General features: G+C 74.3%; 11 protein-coding genes. 5 read left to right on the top strand and 6 right to left on the bottom strand.

All coding sequences use genetic code 11. The features are described 5' to 3' along the window. Positions 1-104: 104 nt before the first annotated feature. From ABZW32_RS12820 to ABZW32_RS12805, 4 genes are all read right to left on the bottom strand, one after another. Positions 105-725, bottom strand: coding sequence for a TetR/AcrR family transcriptional regulator (locus ABZW32_RS12820; RefSeq protein WP_356214794.1), 621 nt, complete (start codon positions 723-725; stop codon positions 105-107). Between the two features lie 46 nt (positions 726-771). Continuing rightward, on the bottom strand, positions 772-2,076 hold the full coding sequence (locus ABZW32_RS12815; protein ID WP_356214743.1) for a hypothetical protein: 1,305 nt from the start codon (positions 2,074-2,076) through the stop codon (positions 772-774). Between the two features lie 125 nt (positions 2,077-2,201). Then, complete coding sequence (locus ABZW32_RS12810; RefSeq protein WP_356214792.1) at positions 2,202-3,014, bottom strand: hypothetical protein; 813 nt, start codon at positions 3,012-3,014, stop codon at positions 2,202-2,204. 722 nt (positions 3,015-3,736) lie between these two features. Next, on the bottom strand, positions 3,737-5,809 hold the full coding sequence (locus tag ABZW32_RS12805; RefSeq protein ID WP_356214741.1) for a right-handed parallel beta-helix repeat-containing protein: 2,073 nt from the start codon (positions 5,807-5,809) through the stop codon (positions 3,737-3,739). A 219-nt stretch (positions 5,810-6,028) separates the two neighbouring features. Here ABZW32_RS12805 and hmgA point away from each other — a divergent pair, with 219 nt between their 5' ends. Further along, positions 6,029-7,381, top strand: a complete 1,353-nt coding sequence (gene hmgA, locus ABZW32_RS12800) for a homogentisate 1,2-dioxygenase (RefSeq protein ID WP_356214739.1) — start codon at positions 6,029-6,031, stop codon at positions 7,379-7,381. A gap of 82 nt (positions 7,382-7,463) precedes the next feature. After that, the gene (locus ABZW32_RS12795; protein WP_356214790.1) at positions 7,464-8,213 is read left to right on the top strand and encodes a GntR family transcriptional regulator; all 750 of its coding nucleotides are present in this window, start codon (positions 7,464-7,466) and stop codon (positions 8,211-8,213) included. A 43-nt stretch (positions 8,214-8,256) separates the two neighbouring features. Here ABZW32_RS12795 and ABZW32_RS12790 read toward each other — a convergent pair whose 3' ends face one another. Next, positions 8,257-8,427: a hypothetical protein gene (locus ABZW32_RS12790; protein WP_356214737.1), complete on the bottom strand. Its 171-nt coding sequence runs from the start codon at positions 8,425-8,427 to the stop codon at positions 8,257-8,259. A gap of 140 nt (positions 8,428-8,567) precedes the next feature. Here ABZW32_RS12790 and ABZW32_RS12785 point away from each other — a divergent pair, with 140 nt between their 5' ends. Continuing rightward, entirely contained in the window at positions 8,568-9,689 is a 1,122-nt protein-coding gene (locus ABZW32_RS12785; protein ID WP_356214788.1) for a type ISP restriction/modification enzyme, read from the top strand. 67 nt (positions 9,690-9,756) lie between these two features. Here ABZW32_RS12785 and ABZW32_RS12780 read toward each other — a convergent pair whose 3' ends face one another. Further along, positions 9,757-10,488, bottom strand: a complete 732-nt coding sequence (locus ABZW32_RS12780) for a TetR/AcrR family transcriptional regulator (RefSeq protein ID WP_356214735.1) — start codon at positions 10,486-10,488, stop codon at positions 9,757-9,759. 73 nt (positions 10,489-10,561) lie between these two features. On the opposite strand from ABZW32_RS12780, the gene ABZW32_RS12775 reads away from it, so the two are divergent. Both ABZW32_RS12775 and ABZW32_RS12770 read left to right on the top strand, forming a co-directional pair. Further along, on the top strand, positions 10,562-11,530 hold the full coding sequence (locus tag ABZW32_RS12775) for an ATP-binding cassette domain-containing protein (protein WP_356214733.1): 969 nt from the start codon (positions 10,562-10,564) through the stop codon (positions 11,528-11,530). Continuing rightward, complete coding sequence (locus tag ABZW32_RS12770) at positions 11,527-12,315, top strand: ABC transporter permease (protein ID WP_356214732.1); 789 nt, start codon at positions 11,527-11,529, stop codon at positions 12,313-12,315. Before ABZW32_RS12775 ends, ABZW32_RS12770 begins: the two co-directional genes overlap by 4 nt. Positions 12,316-12,511: the final 196 nt, after the last annotated feature.

Genomic DNA, 12,511 nt, shown 5'->3' with positions numbered 1-12,511 from the left:
GTCGGCGGTCCGTCCCGGCGGCGCGGGCACACGGGCGCACCGAGCATACCGACCGGTAGGCACGTCGGGGAGGGGCTTGCGGCGACCGGTCGGCTCCGGGCCGCTCAGTCCAGGACCCGTGCCAGGTAGGCGTGCATCATCGCCCGCGTCTCGGCGACGATCGCCGGGTCCCCCGCCGGGTCGGACCGGAAGGCCAGCTGGACGAGCGCGTCGGTCGCCTCGACGGCGACCAGGACCGCGCGCTCCAGCCCGGCGTCGGGGACGAGCCGGAGATGCGCGCACAGCAGCCGGGTCAGGCGTGTGGCGACGAGGTGGTTCGGGTCCGCGGCGGGCCCCTCCGCGGGCGGCGCGGGCACGCCGAAGTCGACGAGGGCGAAGCCCGGGACGCTGCGCTTCATGGCCAGGTACTCGTCGAGGACGGCGTCCACGACGGGCCGCCAGTCCGTGACCGGCAGGACGGCGAGGCGCTTTTGGATGCCGTCGGCGTACCGGTCCAGGTTGCGGTGGGCGAGGGCGACGGCCATGGCCCGCTTGTTCCCGAAGAACCGGTAGACGGATCCGATGGGCACACCGGCGCGCAGGGCGACGGCACGGGTGCTGAGGTTCTCGTAGCCGGTCTCGTCGAGCAGCTCGGCGCAGGCGTCGAGGATCCGGGCGAGACGGTCGGCACTGCGCTGCTGGACCGGTGTCCGGCGCAGGGGGTGGGCGGGAGGCACGGGGTCCATCATGCCGCTCCTGGCGTGTGGTTCGGGTGAACGCGACGGCCGGCCCTCAGTTCAGCAGGAGGGTGAGCCCGCCGAGTGTGTACGTGACCATCAGCGCGAGCAGCGGGAGTTGGCCGGCCACGGCCCTGGCGGGCGGGAAGAGGCGTACGGAGCGGTCGTGGGCGGCGATCACTCCGAGTACGTGACCGCCCACCACGGCGATCACCTGGAGGGCGGCCAGACCTCCGGGACCCAAGGGGGGACTGGGCTCTGCGGCATTGTCAGTGCCCAGTGCCATGATTACTGTGCGTGGTCCTTCGGTGACGAGGAGGGAGAAGTAATGGGCGATGAGATAGCCGAGGGCGATCGGTACGAGTGAGTGCGCGAAGGCGGTCAGCGGGCGGGGGTGCGGGCCGCTGACGAGGCGGGTGGCGCCGGCGCACAGGCAGTAGAGGGTGGCGACGAGGGCGATGGAAGCGAGCAGTCCGAGGGTGGCCGCGGGGGTGCGGCCGAGGGGGGAGGTCTGAACGGCGTTGATCCAGGCGGGGTTGTCGGAGTAGCCGTCGTAGGCGGTGGACCCGAGCAGGACGCAGACGGTGGCGACGAGTCCGGGCCGCTCGGGCGTCGCGTCGAGTCCGTGGAGGGGGTTGCGCAGGGCCAGGCGGCCGTCGCCGCGGCGGCCGAGCGGTGAGAGCCGGGCCAGGAGGTCGGAGTAGGCCTCGAAGGCGTCGGCGTCGGCGAACCACCGCTCGCCGAAGCGGGCGGCGAGCAGCAGGTGGAGGGCGGCGTAGCCGGCAATGGCACAGAGGAGGGTGGTGGTGGATGCGGGATCGGGGGCGACGAGCTCCAGCCAGGTGAAGCCGAACAGGCCTGCGGCGGCGGGCCATTGACCGAGCCGGGCGGGCAGGGGGCGGCCCTCGCCGGGCGGGCGGTGGCGGGTCCGGCGGAGGAGCCGGTGCAGGGTGCGCAGCGGGTTGAGCAGGCGCCAGACGGGGCCGAGGAGGAGGGAGGCGGGGACGAGTCCGACCCAGAGCAGGACGTAGACGGCGCCGGGAGCGGGGTTGCGGGCGGGGTCGTCGGGACCGAGGAGGAGGTGGAGGAGTACGGCGAGGGCTGCGGCGAGGCCGAGTCCGCGCAGGGTGGTGCGGGTGGCCGGCGCGTCGGCCACCCGCTGGAACCCGGCGGGCAGGGCCAGGCCGGAGCGGTCGCCGCGGAAGCGGGAGACCGACCAGAGGAGACCGAGTGCGAGGAAGGAGACGAAGAGCGCGGTGAAGGCTCCGGCGAAGGCGTAGAAGGGAGAGATGGGCAGGTCGTGCTGGGAGCCGATCCCGTGCGCGAGCGGGACCTGTGGGTCGGCCGGGTGAAGGACCACGCTCCGGCCGGGCCCCGGCCCGAACGCCGCCACCGCTCCCGGCTCCGCCCCCGGTCCGGGCCGGACGCCGGACCACGCCCCGGGCGCTGACGCCGGGCCCGGGGCCGCCGCCCCGAGGCCGGGGGTCATCGGACCAGGAGCTGGGTCAGGACCAGCCCGGACTCGTGGGTCTCCACCTCGAAGAGGCCGGTGCGGTCGGCCGTCAGGACCAGGGTCGCCTCCTGGCCCGCGGGCAGGGCGAGTTCCTTGTCGTAGCCGTGGACGTGGAGGGTGTCGGCGCGGTCGCTGGTGACCCGCAGGGCGACGCGTTCGCCGCGCTTGACCTCGGTGCGGCCGGTGGCGGGGACCACCTTGCCGTCGCGGACGGCGAGGGTGACGGTCCGGTCGGCCCGTGGAGCCCCGGAGGGCGCCGCCGAGCCGGTCGGGGTGGACGGGGTGGACGCGGAGTGGCTGTGGGACGCCTCGCCCGGGGGGCCCGCGGTCAGTGGCACGGACGCCTCGACCGGTTTGCCGGCGACGGCCCAGGCCGTGTGGTCGTCGGCGTAGAGGCGGACGGTCAGGGTGTGCGCGCCCTCGGGCACCTGCGCCGCGGGCAGGTGGAACCAGGGACCGTACGCGCGGGCCAGCGTGTGGCCGTCGAGTTCGAGGTGGGCGTGGCCGGCGCCCGGGAGGGCGGCGCCACCGGTGCTGTCGGGGGTGAAGCGGAAGTCGGTGACGGCCAGTTGGAGGTTCCAGCCGTCCTCGGAGTCGGGGCGGGCGGTGAGCTCGACCTCCGGCGCGCCCCGGGCCGGGACCTCGCGCAGGCGGTGGCCGCCGCCGTCCTGGGTGTCGAGCAGGGTGCCCGTGCTGCCGGAGGCCTGCTCGTGGGTGGTGCCGGGTTTGTGGTGAGTGGTGGCCCTGCCCCCGCAGCCGGTCGCCGCGCCGCCCGCGAGGAGCAGGAGGAGGGCGACGAGCGCGGCCGTGCGGGTGCGGTGTCGGGGCGGCCGGCCCGTGCGGGCGGGTGGTCGGCATGCGTCGCACCGGATGCGGTCCTGTGCGGGGACGGTCACTTCGGGCCTCCGATGGAGGTTCGGGCCGACCGGCCCCCGCCCCCCCCTCCGCGGACCCGCCCCCGCACCGCCACGCTCCGCGGCGGGCCGGGCGTCGGCGGTGGGCCGGGCGTCGGCAGTGGGCCGGGCGTCGGCAGTGGGCTCGACGGGTCGTCAGTAGCGGGCGTCGGGGGCGCGGGGCGTCGGGGCGGGCGTCGGCGGGCGGTACGGAGCGGGCGTCGGCCGAGGGCCGGGGCGGGATGAGGTGGGTCCCCCTCCGGGCTGGGCTCCGGATCGGGGGTGGGGGTGGGGGTGAGGGGTGGAGGTCGGAGCCCGGGTCAGAGGGTGGAGGTCGAGGCCCAGGCCCGGCCAGGGGGTGGAGGTCGAGGCCCAGGCCAGAGGGTGAAGGCCGGAGCCCGGTTCAGAGGTGGGCGTCGGGGCCCGGGTCAGGGGGATAAGGTCCGAGCCCGGTCAGGAGTGGAAGTCGAAGCCCCGGTCGGGGGGGTGAAAGTCGGAGCCCGGTCAGGGGGTGGAGGTCGAGGCCCGGCCAGGGCGTGGAGGTCGGGGCCCGGCTCGGGGTGCGAGTCGAGGCCCGGCCAGGGGGTGGAGGTCGGGGCCCGGGTCGGGGTCGGTCAGGGGGTCAGGGATGGGGTGGGGGTGGGGGTGGGGGGGTGGGGGGTCGAGGGGGTGGGCGGGGTGGGGCGGGCTGCGGCGATGGCTGCCCACAGGACCCACACCAGCGCCGCCAGCGCCCTTATCCAGGCGGGGCTCAGGGGGATCCAGGGGATCATCAGCACGGCTTTGTCGAAGGCGTCCAGCAGGGTCAGCGCTCCCAGGAGCAGGGTCAGTCGGGCCAGCCAGGGGCGCCCGGGGCGCAGGGCCAGGCCGGCGCCGGTCCACCAGAGGCCGAGCAGCAGGAGGGCGAGGGCCGGGACGGAGGTGTCCTGGAGGGGCATCGTGGAGCCGGCCACGTCCAGGGCCAGCCCGGCAGCCCCGAGCAGGGAGGACACCGTGCCCAGCCGGGAGCGTCGCAGCCGGCGCCACCACAGCACCCCGCCGACCAGCAGCAGGACGGCCGCCACCGCCAGCGCGATCTGCGTCTCCACCCGCTCCGGGCCGCGGGCCCCGTACCAGTCGCAGCCGGCCGGGAGCCTGCGGGCCTGGACGTTGTAATCCGCGCAGACCAGCAGCTGGGTGAGCTTCACCGGTTCGCCCACCAGTCGCGCGGAGGCGCCGCTGACCTCGCCGCGCGTCTTGCCGCACTGCGGCAGGGTGCCCGGGGTGGAGCCGTCGGGGCCGTCCTGCCAGCAGTTGCCGCGGCCCTGGCCGTCCCACCACACGTCGGTGCCGTTGGGCCGGGAGGCCCCTGACCTGTCCTTGCCGAGGATGTTGCCGGCGTACCGGTTGTGGTGGGAGGTGTCGGTCTGCTTCGACCACTTCCCCTCGCCGCGGATGAAGGCCGGCACCGCGCTGAGGAAGAAGCCGGCCCGCCGGTGGCCATACACCCAGTTGTTCTCGTAGAGGTTCCAGTTGCCTCCGGCCGTGATGATGCCAGTGCCCGGCGGCATCGAGATCTGGGGGCAGACCACCCCCTGCTCGTAGCCGCGCTCGACGGGCGGCTTCGCGCAGGTGCCGTCGGCCACGTGGTGGTAGTAGTCGGCGTTGTTGTCGTGGATGAGGTTGCGTTCGAAGCGGGCGTGGTTCTGCGGGAGGCCGGGGTGTCCGGGGAAGGCGCTGTCCATCGAGGCGCCGCCCATGTTCTGGTCGAACTCGTTGTCGTGGACCCACACCGAGTCCCCGGCGGTACCGGAGTAGCCGACCATGTTGTGGTGGCTGCGGCAGCCGGTGATCTCGATCGAGTACCGGGGCACGTCGTAGCCGCGCCCGTCGTTGATGTCGGAGGCGCTGCCGGGGTAGATGCCGGAGTCTCCGTTGCCGTAGGACTCGCAGTTCTTGTACAGGCCGTGGTCGCTGGCGAAGGTCAGGAAGCCGTACTCGTCGTTCCAGCGGGTCAGTACGTCGTCGATGACGAAGCCGTCGCCGGCCAGGACGTACAGCGAGTTGAAGGTGGTGCGCTGGGCGGTGAAATTGCGGAAGTAGACGCCGTCGGACTTGTCGGCGCGGATCGCGTTCAGCTTCTGGTACTTGGCGTCGATGACGACGTCCGTGCGTGCGGCGCCGGTGCCTTCGATCTGGAGGCTCTTCTTGCCGAGGATCGCGACGAGGTTCTGGTTGTGCGGGCAGCCCGCCTGCTGTTCGTAGGACAGGATCTGGTAGCCCAGGGCGGAGTTCGGGGCCTTGAGGGCGGCGCACTCGCCCGTCGGCTTGGGGAGCGAGGGCTCCTCTTCGTAGAGGCCGGGCAGGACCGCGATGTTCATGCCGGGGCGGTCGACGGCGTCGACCGCCGCCTGGAGGTGGCGGTAGCCGGACTTCTCGCAGCGTTCGTAGAGGTCGAGGTTGCGGCGGCGCAGGTCGTCGGGGAATCCGGCGATGCGGCGCTCGAAGGCGGGCCGGTCGGTCTTGCAGACGATCAGGTCGGGCTCGGCCGCACGGTACGCGGGGACGGATCCGGTGCCGTCGGGCAGGGCGACGGGGCGCTCTTCGTGCGCGAGGGCGGCGGGCGCGGCGACGAAGAGGGACAGGAGGGCGAGCAGGGCGGCGAGGAGTGCCGCCGGCACTGCGGGGAACCTGCGGGTCCACGACATGCGCGTGAGAGTAGAGCAATGTTCATCTTTTCGGATCCCCTCCCGCACGGATCCGTCCGCACGAGTCCGTCCGCACCGCCCTCCGCACCGCCGTCCGCACCGCCGTCCGGAGGGAGGTCCGGGCGGGAATCGGCCACCCGCCCCTGGGTGGCGTTGACGAGCGGCGCGCGGAATCCTACTGTCTGGCATAGGATTCCTTCGACGGAGCGGGAGCAGCCCATGAGTGAGCAGGCCAGGAAGACGGCGGAGGCGCTGGAGTACCTCACCGGCTTCGGAAACGAGCACAGCTCGGAGGCCGTGCCGGGCGCACTCCCCCACGGCCGCAACTCGCCCCAGCGCGCCCCGCTCGGCCTCTACGCCGAGCAGCTCAGCGGCAGCGCCTTCACCGAGCCGCGCCGCCACAACCGCCGCTCCTGGCTCTACCGGATCCGCCCTTCGGCCGCGCACCCCGCCTTCACCCGGGTCGGCAACGGAGCGCTGCGCACGGCGCCCTTCACCGAGGCCGTCCCGGACCCCAACCGGCTGCGCTGGAACCCGCTGCCCGACCCGGCCCCGGGCACGGACTTCCTGGCCGGCCTGTGGACCCTGGGCGGCAACGGCGACGCCACCCAGCGCACCGGCATGGCCATCCACCTCTACGCCGCCAACGCCGACATGACGGACCGGGTGTTCAGCGACTCCGACGGTGAGCTGCTGATCGTCCCGGAGCGCGGTGGCCTGCTGCTGCGCACCGAGCTCGGCCTGCTCTCGGTCGGCCCCGGCGAGGTGGCCCTGATCCCGCGCGGCGTCCGTTTCCGCGTCGAGCTCCTCGACTTCGACGGCAACGGCAACGGCGGCAGCGAGGGCGGCGGCGCGCCCGCCCGCGGCTACGTCTGCGAGAACTACGGGCAGCCCTTCGACCTCCCCGACCTGGGCCCGATCGGCGCCAACGGCCTCGCCGCCGCCCGCGACTTCCGGGCGCCGGTCGCCGCGTACGAGGACGTCGAGCGCCCCACCGAGGTGGTCAACAAGTTCTGCGGGAACCTCTGGTCCGCGACCTACGACCACTCCCCGCTCGACGTCGTGGCCTGGCACGGCACGCACGTCCCGTACGTCTACGACCTGCGCCGCTTCAACGTCATCGGGTCGATCAGCTACGACCACCCCGACCCGTCGATCTTCACCGTGCTGACCTCGCCCTCCGACACCCCGGGCCTGGCGGGCGTGGACTTCGTGGTCTTCGCCCCGCGCTGGCTGGTCGGCGAGGACACCTTCCGCCCGCCGTACTTCCACCGCAACGTGATGAGCGAGTACATGGGCCTGATCGAGGGCGCCTACGACGCCAAGGCCGAGGGCTTCGTGCCCGGCGGCGGTTCGCTGCACAACATGATGTCGGCGCACGGCCCCGACCGCGAGACCTTCGACCGGGCCAGCGCCGCCGAGCTGAAGCCGCAGAAGATCGACGACGGTCTGGCCTTCATGTTCGAGACCCGCTGGCCGATCACCGCCACCCCCCAGGCGGCCGGAGCGGAGCACCTCCAGCGCGGATACGACGACGTCTGGGAGGGTCTCCAGCGCCACTTCCGCGCCTAACATGCGCATGCGTGCGCGCACGACCCCGTGCGCGCACGCCCGCCGCCTGCACTCCAGTCTGCCGCCGTTCGGAGAACCACCCGTGATCGCCTTCGCCCCCGACTCCCTCGTCCTGAACCGGAAACTGCCCCTCTGGTACCAGGTGTCCCAGTCCCTGCGCGCCTCGATACTGGGCCGCACCCCGGACGCCTCCTTGCGCCTGCCGACCGAGGAACAGCTGGCCGAGCACTACGGCGTGAGCGTCCTGACGATGCGCCAGGCGCTCAAGGAGCTGGAGGGCGAAGGCCTGATCAGCCGGCACCGGCGGCGCGGCACCTTCATCGAGCCGGGTGCGCGGCGCAGCGCCCCGGTGCGGCTGCTGGGGTCGGTCGACGCGATCGTGGCCCAGCAGTCGGGCGAGCGGACGACGGTCCTGGGGCGGGAGCGGACGCCGGTGGCCGGTGAGCTGCTGGAGCACTTCCCCGACACCGCCGAGGTGGTCACGTACCGCAGGCTCCGCCACGACGGGGAGAGCGGCGAGCCCACGAACTGGGCGGAGAACGCGGTCCGCCCGGAGTTCGCGGACGCCGTGGACCTGGACGACCTGGTGCGGTGGCCGATGACGAAGGTGCTGCGCGACGTGGTCGGGGTGCGGATCAGCCGGATCACCGACACCGTCGAGGCGCGCCTGGCGGACCCGGTCACGGCCGAGCTGCTCCAGGTCCCGCTGCTGAGCCCGATCCTGCACTACACGGGCGTGACGTACGACGAGGACGGGCGGGTGGCCGACGTGGCGCGGATCCGCTACCGGGGCGACCGGTTCTCCTTCACGGTGACGGTCGACGCACCCTGAAGGGCGCCGTGCTCCCAAGGCCCCGAGGGCGGGCGGGCGGGTCCTAGCGGTCCTCGCCCTTCTCCTCCCCGAGGCGTTCCCCTTCGGCCTGGGAGGGGGTGGTGCGCATCGTCTGGGGGTGCTGCCTCTGCTTGCGCTGCTGCTCGTCCATGTCCTCGTCGAGCCGCTCGCCCTCCGCCTGGGACGGCGTCGAATACTCGTCGTACTGACTCATGGCCGACTCCTAGGTCGGTACGGATGGTACGTATGCGTACATAAGGAGCGTAACGCTTCGGCCTGGACACGGCCCGGCCCCCGCGCCCCGTCGCTACCATCTGCCGGGTGAGCGAAGACGCACCGCTGCTGGACGATCTGATGCCCTGGTCCGTGGGCGGGCTGCGCCTGGGGCGGGACTGGGTGGCCGCGCCCGAGCCGGCCACGCTGCGCACCCGCTGGGCGGCCCTGACGCGCGCCGAAGGGCCGGAGCGGGAGCTGCTGTTCCGCCCGAGCCGGACCCGTACGCCCTCGGCCGGAGCGGCGGCGCTGCCGGGGCAGCGCTCCGCGACGGCCCGGTTCTCCGAGGCCCCCGGCCCGTTCCCCGATCCCGTACGGGTGCTCCGCGCGCCCTTCGACGAGCAGTGGCTGCTGCCCGACCAGCGGCTCATCGACTCGGCGCGCCCCGAGCTGTGGCGGGTCCTCGACGCGCAGCAGCTGTTCGTGGTGGAGACGCCGGAGCCGCTGGTCACCGCCCACCTGCCGGCGGGCCGGCTCGGCCGGATCCGGCCGCTGCACCGGCGTCCCGGCGGGGCCGAGCCGAATCTCGCGCCGGGCCTGCTGCCGCTGCTGGGGGCGCGCCACGGCGGCTGGGTCACCCCGGAGGACGTGCTGTGCTGGATCCTCGCCGCGGGCCGCCCCGGGCCGCGCGGGTACGAGGTCCCGCTCGCGGCGGACCCGGAGCGGTGGCGGGCCGGGCTGGAGCTGGGTCAGCGGCTGCTCACCGTACAGCTGCGCGGGGTGCGGGGCGGGGAGCCGCCCCGGCTGCCGGGCGGGCGGCGGCCGTACGTCCGCTCGGCGGTGACGGCCTGGCCGCAGGAGCTCGCGTACGACCCGGAGAGCGAGACGCTGACCCTCGGGGACGGTGCGGTCTCCCCGGTGCCGGCGGGCGCGTGGGAGTACGAGGCGCAGGGCGTGCGGGTGCTGGAGTCCTGGTTCGCCGCGCGCGGTGCGCACCGGGATCCGCGGGCGCGGGGGCTGGAGGCGTTCGGCCCCGCCGAGTGGCCGCAGTCCTGGACCTCGGAGTTGTCGGCCCTGGTGACGACCCTGGCGCTGCTGGCCGATCTGGCCCCGCTGCGGGCGGCGTTCACTCCCGGACCGCTGCTGGCTGCCGGGGAGCTGACGGCCGCCGGGGTGCTGCCGCCGCCGCGCTGGTCCCGGCGGCCCGCCTCGGTGCTGGACCACCAGGAGGAGGGTCCGGGCGGCCAGTTCGCCCTGCTGTAGCCCTGCGCGCCGCGACGCTCGCACCGGTCCGGGCCGCGCGAGCGCCGGGGCCGCGCGGTCGGCCGCGTCAGGCAGCGGGGTCCCAGGCGCCCAGCAGGCGGGACACCGAACGGTCGAAGACCGTCGCCATGTCGAGCGCCGGCGGGGATACCGGGCCGCCGGCCATGAGGGCCTCTGCGAGCCGCGGGTACTCCCCCGACGCCAGCCGGGAGCCGAGCCAGGCCGTCCGTACGCCCTGTTCGGCGGCCTCGCTCCAGGGCAGCGAGCGGGCCCGTTCGGCCAGGGCCAGCTCGCTGCCCACGAACGCCGCCACCGTGCCGTTCACCGCGGCGATCAGCTCCAGCTTCTCGCCGCCCGAAGCCTCCAGCGGCGCCAGGCAGTCCAGGCTGTGCTCCAGGTACCGCAGGGCGTGCGGGCCGAATCCGTAGACGGGGCTCAGCAGTCGCGGCAGCCACGGGTGGCGGTGCATCAGGGCCCGGGTCTGGCGGGCCAGCGCGAGCAGGTCGGCGCGCCAGTCGCCGGTCGGCGGGGTCAGTTCGTACTCCCCGCCGACGGTGTCGACCATCAGCTCGTGGAGGTCCTCCTTGCGGGGGACGTAGTTGTACAGGGACATGGTCCCGGCACCGATGCCCGCCGCCACGCGCCGCATGGAGACGGCCTCGATCCCCTCCTCGTCGGCGATCCGCACCGCCTCGGCGGCGATGGAGTCCCGGCTGTGCGCGGGGCGCGGTCCGCGCCCCGCGCGCACGGGGCGGGTCCAGATCACTTCGGGTTCAGCGGGTCGCCCGCCGGCTGTCATCGGTCACATCACCTCGTCGTCTCGCCCCCATCTTAGTTACGTACACCGTACGTAGTGCGGTACGGTGCCACGCATGACAACTACGTACGCTGTACTTAGTGAGGGTCTGGAGAAGCACTACGGTGAGGTGCGCGCGCTGCGCGGGCTCGATCTGGCCGTACCGGAAGGCACCGTCTGCGGATTGCTGGGCCCCAACGGCGCGGGCAAGACCACCGCCGTCCGGATCCTCACCACCCTCACGGCGCCCACCGGGGGCTGCGCCCTGGTCGCCGGCCACGACGTCACCCGCGACCCCGGTGCCGTCCGCCGCGCCATCGGGGTCACCGGGCAGTACGCCTCCGTCGACGGGGACCTCACCGGCCGCGAGAACCTCCGGCTCTTCGCCCGACTCGCCGGGCTGCGCGGCCGGGCCGGGCGGGAGCGCGCCGACGCGCTGCTGGAACGGTTCGGGCTCGGCGAGGCCGCCGACCGGATGGCCTCGACCTGGTCCGGCGGCACGAGGCGGCGCCTGGACCTCGCCGCCGGACTGATCACCCGCCCCCGGGTGCTGTTCCTGGACGAGCCCACCACCGGCCTGGACCCGGCGGCCCGCGAGCACATCTGGGCGGCCGTGCGCGCGCTCGCCGACGAGGGCACCACCGTCCTGCTCACCACCCAGTACCTGGAGGAGGCCGACCGGCTCGCGGACGACATCCTGGTCGTCGACCGCGGCCGGGCCGTCGCCACCGGCACCCCGACCGCCCTCAAGGCCCGCATCGGCTCCTACGCCGAGGTCACCGTCGCGCGGGCGGACGCCCTCACGGCCGCGGCCGGGGTCCTCGACCGCCTCACGGGCGGACGGCCCGCCCTGGACGAACAGCGGCTCACCGTCGGGGCGACCGTCCTGGACCCCGGCATCACCCTCCCGCAGGTGATCCGCGCGCTCGACGGCGCCGGCGTCCCGGTGACGGACGCGAGCCTGCGCCCGCCCACCCTCGACGAGGTGTTCCTGCGCCTCACCCGGGTTCCGCTCCCCGCCCACGCGAAGGAGAACGCGGCATGACCACCCTGCTGTCCGACGGCGGCGCCGTCCTGACCCGCCAGCTCCAGAAGGCCCGGCACGCCCCGGCTCTGCTCGTGCTGACCCAGACGATGCCGCTGATGATGCTGCTCTTCTTCGGCTACGTCTTCGGCAGCGCGCTCGCGATGCCGGGCTCCGAGTACCGCGAGTTCCTGGTGCCCGGACTGCTCGCCGCGACGGCCGCCAACGGCCTGATGACCGGCATGTTCACGGCCGCGCAGGACGCGCACCGCGGAGTGATGGACCGCTTCCGGACCCTGCCGATGAGCCGGAGCGCCGTCCCGCTGGGGCAGACGGCCGCCGACCTGCTGACCACGGCGGTGTCGCTGGTGCCGGTGATGCTGGTGGGACTGGCGATGGGCTGGCGGGCCGAGAACGGACTGCCCGGCGCCCTCGGGGCGTTCGGCGTACTGCTGCTGTTCCGCTTCGCCACCGCGTGGGTGGGGACGTACCTCGGGCTGCTGAGCCGGAGCGAGGAGGCGGCGGGTCAACTCGGCAGCGCCACCTTCGTCCTGCCGATGCTGTCGAGCGCCTACCTGCCGACGACCGGCCTGACCGGCTGGCTGCGGACGGTCGCGGAGTGGAACCCGATCAGCGCCGTGGCCACCGCCGTACGGGCGCTGTGCGGCAACACGGGCGGCGGGGCGGCCCCTGGCGCGTCCTGGCCGGCGGCCCATCCGGTGGCCGGGGCGGTGCTGTGGTCCCTGCTCCTGCTGGCGCTCTTCGTACCGCTGGCCACGCGCAGGTTCGCCCGCGGCCGGGACTGAACCCCTCGGCCGACGGCCGGACTGCGGCCGCACGGCGGCGGCCGGACTGCGGCTGCACGGCGGCGACCGGACTGCGGCTGCACGGCGGCGACCGGCCTACGGCCGCACTGCGGCGACCGAACGACGGCCGCACTGCGGCGACCGAACGACGGCCGCACGGCGGCGACCGAACGACGGCCGCACGGCGGCGACCGAA

It is taken from the genome of Streptomyces sp. NPDC004667 (assembly GCF_040609475.1).
Lineage (GTDB): Bacteria > Actinomycetota > Actinomycetes > Streptomycetales > Streptomycetaceae > Streptomyces.
Note: the sequence above shows the minus strand (reverse complement) of the source record. Positions and strands in the feature narration are given on the sequence as shown.